Raw genomic sequence first — 15,518 nt, 5'->3', positions numbered from 1 at the left:
CCCTTACAACTCGATACTCATACCGTCGTAGGCAACTTCGACGCCCCGGCGTTGCACTTCGGCCCGTTCGGGGGACGCTTCGTCGAGGATCGGGTTGGTGTTGTTGATGTGGATGAGCACCTTGCGCTGGCGAGGGAAGCCCTCCAGCACCTCGAGCATACCGCCTGGGCCATTCTGCGCCAGGTGGCCCATCTCACGGCCGGTACGGGTGCCTACGCCCCGACGCTGCATTTCGTCATCCTCCCACAGCGTGCCATCGACCAGCAGGCAGTCGGCGTCTTGCATCATCTGCAGCAGCTTGTCGTCGACCTGGCCAAGGCCTGGGGCGTAGAACAGCTTGCCGCCGGTACGCAGGTCCTCCACCAGCAGGCCAAGGTTGTCACCGGGGTGCGGGTCGAAGCGGTGCGGTGAATAGGGTGGTGCGGCGCTGCGCAGGGGGAAGGGGGTGAACCTGAGGTTCGGGCAGGCTGGGATGACGAAGCTGCCTTGCAGCTCGATGCGGTTCCACACCAGGCCACCGTTCCAGTGGCTGAGCATATTGAACAGCGGGAAACCGGTGGTCAGGTCTTGGTGGACCATGTCGGTGCACCAGACCTGGTGCGGGCAGCCTTCACGCAGGCTGAGCAGGCCGGTGGTGTGATCGATCTGGCTGTCGAGCAGGACGATCGCGTCGATGCCGGTATCGCGCAGGGCACGGGCTGGCTGCATGGGCGCGAAGCCCTGCAACTGCGCGCGGATGTCCGGCGAGGCGTTGCACAGGACCCAGTGCTCACCGTCATCGGAGAGGGCAATGGACGACTGGGTACGCGCTGTGGCGCGCAGGGTGCCGTCGCGGTAGCCCTTGCAGTTGACGCAGTTGCAGTTCCACTGGGGAAAACCGCCGCCAGCGGCGGAACCGAGGATCTGGATGTACATGGCCCCTCTCTGTGCAAAGCCGTATGCAGAAAACGAAAACGCCCCGGCGGACCGAGGCGTCGAAGCGCTGCGGTAATCAGCGGTTGGCGAAGTACATGGTCACTTCGAAGCCGATACGCAGGTCAGTGTATGCAGGTTTGGTCCACATGGGCGTTCTCCTTCCGGATGGGGTTGGGGTGGTCAGCTACTTGTTTGGCGCCGCCTGAAGAAGGAGGTTCCATTGGCTGAGATTGCGCTATCTTACAAGAAAAATTTGTACCGAAAGGTTAATTATTCGAAAAGTGCCATTGCAGTCTCCGTAACAATCCTGCGGATTTCACTGCCCATGCCCATCAGGTGCCGGACCATTGGCCAAGCACAGCCAGCCTTGATCGGCTGCCAGCAGCGCTTGCCTGAGATCATCGAGTTGTTCTTGCGTTGTATTCAGGATAGACCGCTGCATGAGGTCGAGGTCGTCAGTTTGTGTCGCCAGGTATGTCTGCCACGCCCAGTCGGCGACCTCGGCATTGGCCATGGCGCTTTCCTCGAATTGCGCGGCCAGCGCCTGGCGGGCTTCGGAGGCCAACGGCAGGTCTTCTGCCAGCAGCTTTAGTATATGGCCAAGGATCTGCCCGAGACTGGTGTTGGGCGACTGCACGCCGAAGAGCAGGCCACCGACCCCTTCGACCTGACGAAAGGCGCTGAACACGGCGTAGCCCAATTGCAGCTCGACGCGCAGGCGCTGGTAGAAAGGCCCCTGCAGCAAATGGGCGAGCAGGCGGCCTGCAGCTTGCAATGATGCAGGCAGCGGGCAGAACAGCAACAGGGCCTGTTCATTGCTCTGGGTCTCTACCTGCTGCCACTCGCGGCCCTTGAAGGGTTCGGGTGATGCAAGGCCGGTCGGCAGGCCTGGCAGTGTTTTCAAGGTCGCTCCCAGGGCCGATTGTGCGGCCTTGTCGAAGCCCACCAGTAACCCGTGCCAGCGAGCGGCCTGCCATAGCTCGCCCGGCCATTGCTGCGCTGCTGCAGGGGCGGGCTGGGTCATGCCCCGGACGGCATCGGGCAAGGCCTTGAGCAGCATGCGCAGCGGGATCAGCTTGGGCTCCGGCGCGCAGGGCCGTGCACGGGGAGCCGTCGCGGCGGCCCTTAGCAGTGGCAGGGCTTCCTTCATCGTATGCACGACGGCTTCCGGTAGACCTGCGCAAGTCAGCTGCCAGCAATCGCCAATGGCGATGAATTCCAATTTCACCGAAGCACGCTCGGCGCGCTCGACCAAGGGCTGCAGTGCATGCACGAACACCGGCTGCAAACGTGAGCGTGCATCCGACGAGACCTGCCAGCGCAGGTAGAGCGCGGCGAAACGGCGTGATGGGGGCAGGCTGGTGCTGATGGCCAGCCCCTTGGGCAATGGCGCTCTGTCATGCGGGTTGAAGCCGGGCTGGAGCAATGGCTCGGCTGGAGGGAGTTGCCATCGACCATGTTCGCTGCCGGGCAGGGTCAGCAACAGTGCGCTGAATGCCCGAAGACCTTGCTCATCCAGCCCCTGGAAAGGCAGCCTCATGCTGTCCCGGCGAGCCAGTTCCAGGGCGCTGGCCGCTTGTTCGCGGTTGTATTGCAGGCGGGCGAACAGCTCGTTCAAACCCTGTGGATGCGCTTTGCGCAGGAAGCCCAGCCAGCCGTGCAACGATGCTTGGACCTGCTCGGGTGGGGCGTTTTCGCTTGACTGCAGGTGCAGCGCCCAGAGCAATTGACCTGCGTGTGAGTACAGAAGCTCGGCCTTCGAACCCTGCAGCCAGCCTTGTTCGCGCGCGTAGCCCAACCAGCTGCCGGGGCGATTGTCACTGAGGCAAGCGCGCAAGAGCTCGAAGGCCTGTTCTGCCTGCGGTGGCAACTGCTCGTGGGCGAACACCAGGTCCAGTGTGCCATCTCGTACGACCGGAGGGGCCATCGGCTCGCAGAGAAGGGGGGGCACAGGTATTCGTGCAGCACGCTTGCCGCTCGGGAACAGCGAGGCGAAGCGCAAGCCCAGCGCCTGCAGAGCATCCAGTGGCTGAGGGCCGCACAGGCTCAGGGTGATGTGGCCACCTTGGTAGTACGTCTGGTGGAACTGTCCGAGCCCCTGCTGGAACGCTGGGTCGTGAATGGGCAGGGTATGCCGGTTGCCCGCCTGGAAACCGCTCAACGGATGGCGGGCGGATACGCGCTGGAGCAAGGCGAATTGCCGCTGGGCCTCGGGGCTGCGCGACCAGGCGATGAACTCCGCGTGGATCACTTCCCGCTCACGATGCTGGCGTTCGATACCCAGGTCGGGCTCGGCGAGCATCTGGCAGAGACGCTCCAGCCCGCCTGCCAGGGCGGTGGGCGGGACTTCGAAGAAGAAGTCGGTGGTGCGCTCGCGGGTGCTGGCGTTGACCTGGCCGCCCAAACCCTGGACGTAGCGCATCAGGCCGTCTTCCAAGGGAAAGCGGGCGTTGCCGAGGAAGAACAGGTGCTCCAGGAAATGCGCCAGGCCAGGCCACCTGGCTGGGGCGTCATGGCTGCCGGCGTGTACCCGCAGCGCCGCCGCAGCGTGTTTGAGCCGCGGGGCATGGCGCAGGGTGAGCTGCAAGCCGTTGTTGAGGGTGAGGTGGCGGGTGGCGTCGGGCATGGGGTAATGCTAACGCATTTGTCACCCAATCGCGGGGCAAGCCCGCACCCACAGGGATTGCGCACCATTCTTGTAGGAGCGGGCTTGCCCCGCGATTGGGCCGCGCAGCGGCCTCGACCGATCTCAGCCTTTGCGTAGATGCAGCTCCTGCCGCAAATCCGTCAGGTAGGGAAACGCCTCCCGCCCGCGCACTACCCGTTCTCGATCCAGCTCCGCCAGCAGCACGCGCTCCTCTCGCTCAGCGATTGCCAACACGTCCCCATCCGGCCCAACGATACTGCTCTGCCCGCAATACCGGATCTCGCCTTCCGTCCCACAGTAGTTGGCGTATACCAGGTAGCACTGGTTCTCCTGGGCTCGCGCGCGCACGGTAACCTGGCAGATGAAGTCGTAAGGCTCCATATTCGCGGTCGGCACCAGGATCAGTTCGGCGCCGGCCAAGGCCAGGCGACGCGCATTCTCCGGGAACTCGATGTCGTAGCAGATCAGCAAACCGAGCTTCCAGCCGCCCAGCTCGACCACCGGGAAGTGATCGGGGCCGGGGCTGAACATGGCGCGGTCCAGCTCACCGAACAGGTGGGTCTTGCGGTAGTTGCACAGGCTGCGCCCCTGGGCATCGATCAATTGCACGCTGTTGTAGATCGCGCCGTCCTCGGCCTGTTCGGGGTAGCCGTAGACGATGGCGATGCGGTTGGCCTGGGCGATTTCCACCACTGCCATGGCCGACGCACCATCATCGGCCTCGGCCAGACGTTGCACCGCTTGCAGCCCGATGTTGTAGCCGCTCAGGAACATCTCTGGGCATACCAGCAACTGGGCGCCGCGGGCGGCCGCCAGCTGCGCCTGCTGGTGCAGGCGCTCAAGGTTGCCGGCCACGTCCAGTGGCCGGGGCGCGCCCTGGTAGAGAGCGATGCGCATGGTGCCTCCTTGTCTTCAGTCGGGCAGGGCGATCGGCCCGATCTCGTGGAAGACGTCGCCTGGGCCTGGGTTCTCCGGGTGGGTCTTGCCACCGAAGTGGTTCATGATACCCCACACGGCGTTGAGCGACGTTTGTACCGCCCCTTCCACCCAGGCCGGTGTCCACGACACATCATCGCCGGCGATGAAGATACCGCGCTGCTCGGCCGGCATGTCCTGCTGCATGAAGTGCGCGTACATGCGCTGGTTATAGCGGTAGTGCCCCGGCAGCGCGCCCTTGAAGGCGCCGAGGAAGTACGGGTCGGCTTCCCAGGAAATGGTGATCGGGTCACCGATGATGTGGCCGGCGATATCGGTCTTCGGGTAGATCTTCTTCAGGGCATCGAGGGCCAGCTGCACGCGTTTCTCGGTCGGGTGCGGCAGCATCTTCAGGGCGTCGCTCATCCACGCGTAGGACAGGCAGATGACCCCGGGCTTGTCGTCGCCGTTGTCGAACAGGTAGGTACCACGGGTCAGGCGGTCGGTGAGCGTCATGCTCATCAGGTCACGACCGGTCTCCGGGTCCTTGTCCTTCCAGAACGGCCGGTCGACCATGACGAAGGTCTTGGACGATTGCATGTAGCGGGTGCGGTCCAGGGCCATCCACATCTTTTGCGAGAACAGCGACTCCTCGCAGTCGATCTGGGTGGTCAGCAGCCAGGTCTGGCAGGTGGCGAGCACGGCCGCGTAGTGGCGGGTGTCACCCCAGTTGTCGGTGACCGCCAGGCTGCCATCGCTGGCGCGGTGGATGCGCTTGACCCCGGCGCGCGGCGCACCACCGTGCAATGAGCTGAGGCTGGTGCCGGCCGGCCAATGGGCGCAGCGCTCCGGCACGTGGCGCCAGATACCCTGCGGCACCTGCTCCACGCCGCCGACCACCAGATGCTGGTGGTCGTCGCAGTTGGTCATCACCACGCGGAAGATTTCCAGCATCGAGTTGGGGAAGTCCGAATCCCAGCCGCCGGTGCCGAAACCGACCTGGCCGAACACTTCGCGGTGCTGGAAGCTGAGCTTGGCGAACGAGCGCGATGTGGCGACGAAGTCATAGAAGGTGCGGTCGTCCCACAGCGGTACCAGGGTATTCCACAGCTCCTTGAGGCGCGGCACGTCGCGGTCGCGGATGGCCTGCTGGATCTCGCTGAACTGGGCGCCGCTTTCCAAGGCATCGGCCCAGGCATCGGCCACTTCCTGGAACAGCGCCGGCAGGTCGGAGATCTTCTCGGCGTAGTAGGTCTGGCCTTCCAGGTCGATCACGGTGCTGCCCGAGGCTGGGGTCAGCGGGTTGGGGAATGGCTTGGTCTCAAGGCCCAGCTTGTCGACATAGTGATAGAAGGCCGTGGACGAGACCGGGAAACGCATGCCGCCCAGCTCGGCGACGATGCCGTCGGTGCCATTGAAAGCCTGCGAACGCAGGCGCCCACCCAGCTTGGACGCCTCGTACACCACGGGCTTGAGGCCCAGCTTCATCAACTCGTAGGCCGCCACCAGGCCCGCGATACCGCCACCGACAATGGCGACCTCCTCACCGTGGCGCTCTGCCGGGATGCTGCCCAGGCCGGCGGGGTGCTCCAGCCAATCGTCGAACGCGAAGGGGAAGTCCGGGCCGAAGATGGTGATGGGTTTCTTGCCGTCGGCGGGGTGGCGGTTTTTCTTGTTCATATGATGACCTTGCCAGGGGCTGCGCAGGGGGCGGAGCCTGAGTATAGGAAATTGCCTGGAGGCCATTTTAGGGAGTGGGGTGTTCGTAATTAAGGTGCAGAGTGGCGTCGTTATGTGCGGATGATCGTCTAAACGATCGTTCTTTTGCGCATAATGACGACAGGCATGAGCCCGCGCATCAACTCAGCCCGGTTGCCCCCGGTCGACCTTGCTGCTGAGGATGATGGAGGTGGTGGTCTTCTCCACCCCTTCCAGGCTGCCGATCTGGTCGAGCAGTTGGTCCAGCTGTTCGGGCGAGTCGCTGCTGAGCCAGGCGACGTAGTCGAATTCGCCGCTGACCGCGCACAGTTGCTGGACCTGCCCCATGGCGGTGAGCCGGCGCACGATGTCCTTGCCCGAGCGGGGTTGTGCCTTGATGCCCACATAGGCTTGCAGGCCACCGCCGATCAGGCGCTGGCCCAGGCGCACGCCATAGCCGGTGATGACCTTGCTCTTTTCCAGGCGCTCGAGGCGCGAGTTCACCGTCGTGCGGGCGATGCCCAGCTGGCGGGCGAGGGTGGCGACGCTTTCGCGCGCGTTGATCTGCAGAAGGGCGATCAACTGGCGGTCGATTTCGTCGAGGGCGATGGGACGGATGTCGGACATGATGGGTCTCTTTTGTCAGCGGCGTAGCCTAGTATTGGACGGCTAGCGTGCGCAAGAAGGCCTCTGACTCCTATCGTAATGAAAATACAGCGGTTGGCTTGCGGCGCACGTGGATGCCCTCCATCATCGACCCTCAGCTCTGCAAGCAGGCCCAACAGTGACATTCGAAGAATTGCTCGAATGTTGGCGCACGGAAGTCTCCAACAAGAAAAAGCCAGGCCGGTGTACCAGTCTGTTCTTCAACGTGCTTCGCCGTGCGCGCAAGGACAATAAGTTGCGCTACCTATTCTGGTTCCGCTTCGCCCAATACTGCCATGGCAAGGGAGGCGCATGTGCGGCCTATGCGCGTCGGCTCAATGAACGTTTGAACTTGAAGTATGCCGTCGACATTGGCCTGGAGGCTTCGATTGGGCCTGGGGTACGTATCGCTCACCTGCCGGGCGTGGTGATCAGTGGCCACGCTCGAATCGGACGCAACCTGTTCATTCGCCAGAACTGCACCATCGGCATCAAGACATTGGGGCTGAAGCGTTATCGCTTGGAGCTCGGCGACAATGTCAGCATCGGTGCGAACAGTTGCGTGATTTCGGATGATGTTCACATAGGCGACAACGTGACCATCGGTGCCATGTCATTGGTCAACAAGCCTATTCCCGACAACTGCGTTTTCTACAACCAGCGCACTGCCGTTGTCATCGAGAGATGACCTCAAAAATGGCGACGTCCCTGTAGGAGCGGGCTTGTCCCGCGACGGGGCGCGTAGCGGCCCCAACTGCTCAAACAGACAGCATTATCCCAAAGGCTCTAGTTGACCATGCCCCTGAATGCCTCGAGCGTGATCTTTGGCACCACACTCTCCGGAATCCGAGAACGGGCAGACAGATTGTAGATTCTGAAGCGCTCGCCAACGACCTGCCGTGCCGTCAGTTCGAATGACGGCAAGATTCGCTCTTCAAAATGCTGGTCCAGACCACAAGGCGATCTGTGCGAGTCGTCCTTTTCGTAGAAACGCCCTGCCGACTGATCCAGGTCGACACCTACGAGGAATACCCGGCTAAAACCCACGTGATAGGCAATCTGTAGCGCTACGTAAGCCACGGTACGCGCGTCGAAGAAACCATGGGAGAGGTCCTTGCTGAAACCCAGCGAGCGAGCACGTCTATCCAGGCTGTTTCGATTGCGTACCAGCGCCTGGTCTCGATGGACATAGCGCTGAAAGAAAGACAGGTCAGGGGCTTTGTGCAGGAAAAAAACCTCACCGGCCGGTGGGGCCGACAGTGTTTCGTACTGATCCTGCCACATCGCCACCCGCTGACTCTTTGCCATGGCTTGTGCAAACAACTGGGGCTGCTGGCGTGAAAAGTCCCGATCCGTGCATACATAGAAAAACGGGTTAGTCCCTGCCGTATCCAGCATTGCGATAGAGCCGTTCATGGCGATGATCGGCACATTGGGGAATTCATCGATGGGAAAGTGCTTGGCCGAGACGCCCGAGGCCAAAAGGATGACTGGGCCGCTAGCAATATTCCGACACTTTTCGAATTCCTCGGCTCGTTCGGGCAAGGAGGAAGCAGTACGCATGGGGTCGCGTTTATCTCTAGGTTAGGTAGAAGCAACAAATGCTATAGAGTTTGAAATGTACTGTTCGTTCCGCCTGCGCTATACCCGTGGCTCATGTGCAATCGGGGCGACGAAGCGCATGCGCTGAACGTCGTGGCGTAATGATGTTATTTCGGCGACAATGTCGCGGATCCAATTTTCAGGGGTGCCAGCGCTAGCTGCCATCGAGTTTTTGAAAAATCAGTTCGCAATGGTTTGGCATGTCGAAAACAAAGGATTTGAGTCAACTGGACGTTGATGGCGTATTTTGCATCAGTCTTCGCGAGCGCGAAGACCGGCGCGCGTTGCTAACGAAAGAGTTCCACGGCAGTGGCCTCGCGATTGAGTTCCTCATCGTCGAGCGCGACCAGCAAAGCCCGGAACGTGGATGCTTCGATTCCCATATGAAATGCGCGCGGTTGGCGCTGGAACGAGGCTATCGGCGTGTGCTGGTGCTGGAGGACGATGCGACGCTGGTGCCGTTCGGCGTTCAGCAAGTCAGCCAGATCAATACGTTCCTGAACAAGAAATCGCCTGAGTTGTTCTACCTGGGCGCCAACCTTGGCCGGGTATGGCTCACCTGGTACAGAGGGGTGGCAAGGGTGCGCACCAAAGGGACGCATGCCTATATCTTGTCGAGCGAGGGGTGCCGACATCTGTTGAGTCATGCCCCTTATTCCGGCACCGCAATCGATAAAGTGTTTTCGAAAAAATTCAGGGCCTACATGGCGTTCCCAATGCTGAGCCAGCAGCAGCCTGAGGAAATCGCGCCAAGCGACGTGTTGGCCGCCCGGTCCCTGGATGGTACGTTCCCGGATGCCGAGTTCTGGGCGAACAACTGGCGAAAGCAGTACACCCAGGTGTTCCAGAATTTCGGGAAAACCCTGTTGCGCCGCGATATCTAGCTCGTGTGCTCAGCTGCGTGCCGGTGATGAGCGCATGCAAGCGCTTCGGCTTGCCAGCTGAAGTGTGGCTACTCGGGTTGTTGCCAAATCCAGAGCGCGTCGTTCATGAGAGGCCTTCATCGATGAGCCGATTAGCGAACCTATTCGGCTCACTGTCTATTTTCCAAGCCAGGCCGTTTGGCTTTGAGTTGGTAGGGTTCTGTCAGAGTGGAACCTGATTGCGGACCGGTGTGGACACAGTGTGGACGCTTGTCCCGCTTGTGAAAGGTCTATATCCGCGAAAATGTGAGGCTGCAGAAACGGCAAAGCCGCACAGTGCGCGGCTTTAAAGATGGTGGGCCCACACGGACTCGAACCGTGGACCAAAGGATTATGAGTTGCTTGGCTAACCGACATGCCTAGCGAAACCACTCAAAGCTGAGCGTAGGTTAGCACAGCTGGAGGCCACGTAGTATGTGGTTTTGAGCGTAATCTAGAGAAGCTTGCCCAAGCTGGGCAGTGTACCTTGGCTGTACTGTCTCTGGCGGATGCTCGGTATACCGGAAACAGCCACTCCGGAAGATTGATTCTCTGGAAGCGCCACTGAAGAGCGACTCAGCTTTGCTCGTAAGGCAGGAGAATGCGAAACATCTTGTTCAGTCGGGTCTACCCGTACCTGTCTGCGGTAAGAGCACTCATGATCGTCAGTGGGCCTACCAGGCTGGCGGAACACCTGGTGAGATCCGTCTATGGCATCTCTGGGCTTTTGACATACCTTAAGTACTGACTTAGGTTTCTTCTTCAGGCCCTGAATGGCCGTCTGCTATTTCAGAAATATTGTCGGAAAAGGAAGAGCCCCGGCAGGCCGAGGCGTGAAGTTTGAATAAAAATTTAGCGATTAGCGAAGTACATGGTGACTTCAAAGCCAATGCGCAGGTCAGTGAAGGCAGGTTTTGTCCACATAACATGGCTCCTTTTGAAAAGTGGGACATCGTCTCACCCTATCAGTTGGGATGCATATAGATAGGGTAGAATTATATTACAAGAAGACCATTCTTCTAACCTTATCGTTTTTGGAGAAGGTCTTTTGCAAATGGCGTAACAACTGTGGCTCATTGGAAAGCTAGAGGTTGGCGTGCTGCGGGCATCGGTTTCATAGGGCAAGACTGATTGTTGCTGATTTGAAAAAAATCTTTTTCAATAGTGTGAATTTATTGGGGCGGCTGTTTTGGATTATTCTTGTAATGGCGTTAAGCCATGGGTTATGGGTTTTAATGTAGGGCTTATACCGAGTTTATAGATTTTTCGTGTCAGCTGACTTACCTGATTTGTTCTGCGGCTAGTAGCGCTTAATCTGTATCGCTGACGCTTTACACGAAATCTATTGTTGGCGAAAACCTTCCCGAAGCTTCTGTTCGTACCACCTGCCAAAACCAGAGGCCACCCTTTCCTTGGCTTGTTTGCTCGCACCCCTGAGGGAGCAGCTATGTACTCACCAATTGAGCTTACACACTATGACGGATGATAATTGCAGCAACGCTGGGAGGCGCTCGTTAAGCGGTGCCGGGCGGATTCTTTTCTCGCTACTTGTAATGTGTGTAGCGCTGGCATTGATTTATGGCGGTGCCAAGCTTCTGGCCTTGGGCGGTTCAAGTTATTACTTGCTGGCAGGGCTGGCTTACGTAGTGCTGGCTGTGCTTGCATTCTTGCGTAAGAAGCTCAGTATCGTGCTTTCCATTCTGATTTTCCTTGCTACTTGCGCATGGGCTTTTTACGAAGTTGGTCAGTTCAGTTACTGGCAACTGCTGCCTCGCCTGGTTGTTCCAGCAATCATCCTGACCCTGAGCCTGTGGGTCGGAGCTGCGTTACCCGATACTGCGTCGGGCACACGTCGAGCCGCCAATCGCGCCGGGTTTGCTGTGTTCCTGGCCTTGATCGCCACGTTCATCGCCGCCTTCTTCCCCCACGGCGGGATCTCCAACCCGATTGCAGCTGGTAGCCCGGCAATCCCGGATGCAACCGCTGAGGCCCCGGACAACTGGGAGTTCTTCGGGCGCAACGCTTCGGGAACGCGCTTTGCCCCCTACACAGAAATTACCCCGGAAAACGTTAAGGATCTGCAAGTTGCCTGGACCTACCGGACCGGTCGTAGAACTACCGGCCCAGGTGCCGGCGTCGACGAGAACACGCCGTTGCAGATTGGCAACGTGCTCTACTCGTGCACTCCGGAAAACCTGATCACCGCGCTGGATGGCGACAGCGGCAAACCGCTCTGGAAGTTCGATCCGCACGCCAAGAGCGCCGAGCACGTGACCTGTCGAGGTGTGGGCTATTACGACATCGACCGCGACGACAGCCTGAGCGCCGAGGCCAAGGCCTCGCATGCCAGCGAACAGCAATGTCGCCAGCGCATTCTGGTGTCGTCGGTGGATGCCCGCTTGTTTGCCCTGGACGCACACACTGGCAACCTGTGCCCTAACTTTGGCGAGCAAGGTTTCGTTGACCTCAAGAAAGGCATGGGACCAACGGAAAACAGCAAGCGCTACCACCCGACATCGCTGCCGGTCGTCATGGGCCACCTCACGGTGGTGGGTGGTTGGGTACGTGACATCGTGGCCGGCGAGCCTTCCGGTGCCGTACGTGCGTTCGATGTGCTGACCGGTGCGCTGGTATGGGCGTGGGATGTCGGCGCGCCCGAGGGCACCGACACAGCGGCGGCTGACCATCAGTTCGCGCTGGAAACACCTAACGTATGGACCGTTCCTACCTACGATAAGGAATTGAACCTGGTCTACCTGCCAACCGGTAACGGCCCGCCTGACTATTGGGGTGGCGACCGGAATCAGGTGAAGGAGAAGTTCGGCACAGCGATTGTCGCGGTCGACGCGTCGACGGGTAAGGCGAAGTGGGTTTACCAGACTGTCCATCATGATGTCTGGGACTACGACCTGCCGTCGCAACCCGTGCTCTACGAAATGAACAATGCGCAAGGGGTGAAGACCCCGGTGCTGATTCAGACCACCAAGACCGGCAATATCTTCGTACTGGACCGCCGTACTGGTCAGCCCGTCACAGAAGTCCAGGAACGCCCTGTTCCCACCTCACCGGCTGCAGAAGGCGAACACCTTTCGCCAACCCAACCGTTCTCGACCGGCATGCCGGTGATTGGTGCGGACCCACTGACCGAGCAATCGATGTGGGGGGTATCCACCTTCGACCAACTCTACTGCCGCATCATGTTCAAGGACTCGGTATACGTCGGCCCGTTCACACCGCCCACCGAGAAGCCGTACATTGAATGGCCCGGGCTGCTGGGTGGCATGAACTGGGGTGGTATTTCCATCGATGAAAACACCGGCATGATGTTCGTCAACGACATGCGCATGCCGTTGCGCATGTCGCTGGTAACCCAGGAAAACACCCGTAAGTACAAAGTCTCGACCGATGAAGTGCCTGGTTTCATGGGCACCATTCGCCCGCAGGTTGCAGGTATCTATGGCGGCGTGAAGATCGACATTCTCCAGTCGCCGCTGGGCGTGCCATGCAATACCCCACCGTTTGGCAGCATGAGCGCGATCGACCTGAATACCCAGAAGCTGGTATGGCAGGTGCCACTGGGCACGGTTCAGGATACTGGCCCCCTGGGGATCAAGACGCATATGCAGATCCCGCTGGGTATGCCGACGCTGGGTGGCCCGACCTCGACGGCATCCGGCCTGGTGTTCTTCGCTGGCACTCAGGACTACTACCTGCGTGCACTCGACTCGAAAACCGGTAAGGAAGTCTGGAAGGCCCGCTTGCCAGTGGGCGCCGTGGCGGCCCCGCTGATTTACAAGTCGCCCACCACCGGCAAACAGTATGTGGTGATCTCCGCGGGCGGCATGAGCCACTCGCCAGATGTGGGCGACTACATCATCGCGTACGCGCTGCCTGACAGCAGCAAGCCGTAACGCTTCGTTGATGCCCTATGAAAAATCCCCGTTCGCGGGGATTTTTCTTTCCAGTCGGCCCTCTCGCAAGCCTGGGCTGTGCAACGATTTTCACGCAAGGGAGCCTGCCCACCATGTCATTACCCCTCCGCATCGTGCTGGCCTGCAGCCTGTGCAGCGGCTTGTCCCTGTGTTTCCTGCCCCTGCCTTGCGCACTGGCAGGCACTGCCAGCCTGATGACGCAACCTACGCTCACTGGCAACTGGGGCGGACAGCGCCAGAAGCTGGAGGAGCAAGGTATAAAGCTGACGGGTGACTACACCTCGGAAACCCTTTCCAGCCTGAATGGCGGCATCAAGCGCGGCACCCGCTATGCACAACAGATACGTCTGGGCGCGCAGTTTGACTTGAGCAAACTGCTCGACATTCCAAATGCCGGTCGTGTGCAAGTGCTGGTCAATGATCGTCGCGGCCACAGTGCCACCGAGGACCTGATTGGCAACCGCATGTCCGCGCAAGAAATCTATGGGGGCGAGTACACCCGGCTGACGGAGTTGAGTTACCAGCGCAATCTGTTCTCCCCCGACTTGTCCGCCAAGGTTGGCTACATGGTCATGGGCACCGAGTTCGGTGGCATGCCGATCCTGGCCAACTTTGTCAGCGCCGGCTTTTGTGCACACCCGCTGACCATGTCCAGCGGCAGTGGCTGGGGTAACTACCCGACAGCCCACTGGGGTGGCGAGTTGCGGTATGACGTCAACCCGTCGCTGACGCTGCAAACGGCGTTGTTCCAAGTCAACCCGGAGTACAACGCGCGCGTATCCAAAGCCTTCGCCATGCCCGCCAATGGCACGACGGGCGCCATCATGCCACTGGAGGCGATCATCAATAACGGCGCCTTCCTCAACGGCCAGTACAAAGTGGGCTGGTACTACGATACATCCGATTACCCCAAGATTGGCGGCACCGGTAAAAGCAGCAGTCGTACAGGCGCTTACTTGCTGGTCGACCAGGCGATCTGGCGCGATGAGCAAGACCCAGCGAGTGCCCTACGGTTGTTCGGGCAAGCTGCCACCAGTAACGCTGCGACCTCACCCATGCGTCGCTGGTACTCCGTGGGCCTGGTTAGGCAAAAGCCGTTTGACAGCCGCCCGCAAGACTCCATTTCCTTTGGCTATGGCCGCGCCGTGATTAACCCGCGCACCCGCGATGTGCAGGAAGCCGGTGCAGAGCAATATTCCATGATCAGTGGTCTGGATAGCGGCGAGCAAGTGCTGGAGCTGAACTACGGTGCGCAAGTGACCCCTTGGCTACTGCTGCGCCCCGACGTGCAGTACTACATCGAGCCTGGTGCATTCTTTGGTAAACAAAGAGGAAACGCGCTGGCGGTTGGGTTGCAAATAAAAATGACGCTTTAGTGCTTTGCTTTGGCTTGCTCGCTGGCGGACACATCGGACTGTACCGCACTGCATAGGTCTCAATTCTTTGCGCAGTGTGCAATGCCCTGGTGCTCTACGCGGCCCGCGCTGGGCCTGCCCCGGGGCTAGCCTGCACCAGGGCTGGGCTTTGCACTATTTCGCGAGGCAAAGCGCGTCGGCGGGAGGGGAATAAGTGATTTTTCCGCGCAATTTTTTTCGCGAACAAAATTTTGGATATGCTGCAGCCATGGATGACTAGGCTTTGTACGAAAAGTATTGCCGCATGCAACGTAGGCTGCAGGCCAAGGTGACCATGGCTGCAAAGCTCTTGGCCAGCTTGTCATAGCGAGTGCCGATCCTGCGATTTTCTTTCAGCCAGCCAAACATCCGCTCAATGATGTTCCGTTGCCGGTATTTGGGCCGGTCAAACAGTCGGGGCAAGCCAGGTCGAGGTTTGCGCGGCATAGCGCGCAATGGGATTACCGGCTGCATTCGGTAACGGTCGCAGTACTGGCGCAGGTGCTCGGCATCGTATCCCTTGTCAGCCAGCAACCACCGGCTACGTTTACGCGGTCGTCCTGGCTTGCCAGCAATTTTTACAGCATCCAGCAGCGGCTGAGCGTGCAGCAGCGGCTGAGCGTGGGAGACATCACTGGCTTGTCCTGGTGAAAGCCTGAAATGCAATGGCACGCCATTGGCATCGCACACCATGTGAATCTTGGTGGTCAGACCGCCTCGACTGCGCCCGAAGGCATGGTCTAACGGTTCTTCAGGCCCCCCTAATGAGATGGTCACCCCGCCCCCTGCGAAAGCTACGATTTCGCAGGGGGCTTTTACCGCGGAGATCGTCATCATGAGCACAGTGACACTGATCGGCATCGATATC

13 protein-coding genes are annotated in these 15,518 nt (G+C 59.9%); 4 read left to right on the top strand and 9 right to left on the bottom strand.

Translation table 11 applies throughout. The annotated features are described in order from the left end of the window. Positions 1–3: 3 nt before the first annotated feature. The 6 genes from pqqB to ACNFCI_RS16665 all read right to left on the bottom strand — a co-directional run bounded on the left by pqqB (position 4) and on the right by ACNFCI_RS16665 (position 6,802). Positions 4–915: a pyrroloquinoline quinone biosynthesis protein PqqB gene (gene pqqB, locus ACNFCI_RS16690; protein ID WP_084856225.1), complete on the bottom strand. Its 912-nt coding sequence runs from the start codon at positions 913–915 to the stop codon at positions 4–6. A 76-nt stretch (positions 916–991) separates the two neighbouring features. Beyond that, positions 992–1,063, bottom strand: coding sequence for a pyrroloquinoline quinone precursor peptide PqqA (gene pqqA / locus ACNFCI_RS16685; protein ID WP_003243383.1), 72 nt, complete (start codon positions 1,061–1,063; stop codon positions 992–994). Between the two features lie 168 nt (positions 1,064–1,231). Next, the gene (gene pqqF, locus ACNFCI_RS16680) at positions 1,232–3,541 is read right to left on the bottom strand and encodes a pyrroloquinoline quinone biosynthesis protein PqqF (protein WP_416768069.1); all 2,310 of its coding nucleotides are present in this window, start codon (positions 3,539–3,541) and stop codon (positions 1,232–1,234) included. A 123-nt stretch (positions 3,542–3,664) separates the two neighbouring features. After that, entirely contained in the window at positions 3,665–4,459 is a 795-nt protein-coding gene (locus ACNFCI_RS16675; protein ID WP_416768068.1) for a carbon-nitrogen hydrolase family protein, read from the bottom strand. A 15-nt stretch (positions 4,460–4,474) separates the two neighbouring features. Beyond that, positions 4,475–6,157, bottom strand: coding sequence for a flavin monoamine oxidase family protein (locus tag ACNFCI_RS16670; protein WP_084856219.1), 1,683 nt, complete (start codon positions 6,155–6,157; stop codon positions 4,475–4,477). 183 nt (positions 6,158–6,340) lie between these two features. After that, positions 6,341–6,802 carry an Lrp/AsnC family transcriptional regulator gene (locus ACNFCI_RS16665; protein WP_084856216.1) on the bottom strand — a complete coding sequence of 154 codons (462 nt, stop codon included), beginning with the start codon at positions 6,800–6,802 and terminating at the stop codon, positions 6,341–6,343. Between the two features lie 157 nt (positions 6,803–6,959). On the opposite strand from ACNFCI_RS16665, the gene ACNFCI_RS16660 reads away from it, so the two are divergent. Then, positions 6,960–7,508 carry a serine acetyltransferase gene (locus ACNFCI_RS16660; protein ID WP_084856214.1) on the top strand — a complete coding sequence of 183 codons (549 nt, stop codon included), beginning with the start codon at positions 6,960–6,962 and terminating at the stop codon, positions 7,506–7,508. A 98-nt stretch (positions 7,509–7,606) separates the two neighbouring features. Here ACNFCI_RS16660 and ACNFCI_RS16655 read toward each other — a convergent pair whose 3' ends face one another. Next, the gene (locus ACNFCI_RS16655; protein WP_368829611.1) at positions 7,607–8,383 is read right to left on the bottom strand and encodes a lipopolysaccharide biosynthesis protein; all 777 of its coding nucleotides are present in this window, start codon (positions 8,381–8,383) and stop codon (positions 7,607–7,609) included. A 239-nt stretch (positions 8,384–8,622) separates the two neighbouring features. On the opposite strand from ACNFCI_RS16655, the gene ACNFCI_RS16650 reads away from it, so the two are divergent. Beyond that, on the top strand, positions 8,623–9,306 hold the full coding sequence (locus ACNFCI_RS16650) for a hypothetical protein (protein WP_416768067.1): 684 nt from the start codon (positions 8,623–8,625) through the stop codon (positions 9,304–9,306). A gap of 870 nt (positions 9,307–10,176) precedes the next feature. Here ACNFCI_RS16650 and pqqA (ACNFCI_RS16645) read toward each other — a convergent pair. Further along, the gene (gene pqqA, locus ACNFCI_RS16645) at positions 10,177–10,248 is read right to left on the bottom strand and encodes a pyrroloquinoline quinone precursor peptide PqqA (protein ID WP_003253598.1); all 72 of its coding nucleotides are present in this window, start codon (positions 10,246–10,248) and stop codon (positions 10,177–10,179) included. Between the two features lie 551 nt (positions 10,249–10,799). Between pqqA (ACNFCI_RS16645) and ACNFCI_RS16640 the strand changes: the two genes are divergently transcribed. Both ACNFCI_RS16640 and ACNFCI_RS16635 read left to right on the top strand, forming a co-directional pair. Beyond that, positions 10,800–13,235, top strand: coding sequence for a membrane-bound PQQ-dependent dehydrogenase, glucose/quinate/shikimate family (locus ACNFCI_RS16640; RefSeq protein ID WP_416768066.1), 2,436 nt, complete (start codon positions 10,800–10,802; stop codon positions 13,233–13,235). A gap of 113 nt (positions 13,236–13,348) precedes the next feature. After that, positions 13,349–14,632 (top strand): carbohydrate porin, encoded by a 1,284-nt coding sequence (locus ACNFCI_RS16635; RefSeq protein WP_023382696.1) that lies wholly within the window; start codon positions 13,349–13,351, stop codon positions 14,630–14,632. A gap of 255 nt (positions 14,633–14,887) precedes the next feature. Here ACNFCI_RS16635 and ACNFCI_RS16630 read toward each other — a convergent pair. Next, positions 14,888–15,518: IS5 family transposase (locus ACNFCI_RS16630; RefSeq protein WP_416768065.1), on the bottom strand; the 631-nt coding region annotated here is incomplete at its 5' end.

Source organism: Pseudomonas sp. NY15356 (assembly GCF_048068175.1).
Lineage (GTDB): Bacteria > Pseudomonadota > Gammaproteobacteria > Pseudomonadales > Pseudomonadaceae > Aquipseudomonas > Aquipseudomonas putida_K.
This window is presented reverse-complemented; position numbering and strand designations above follow the sequence as displayed.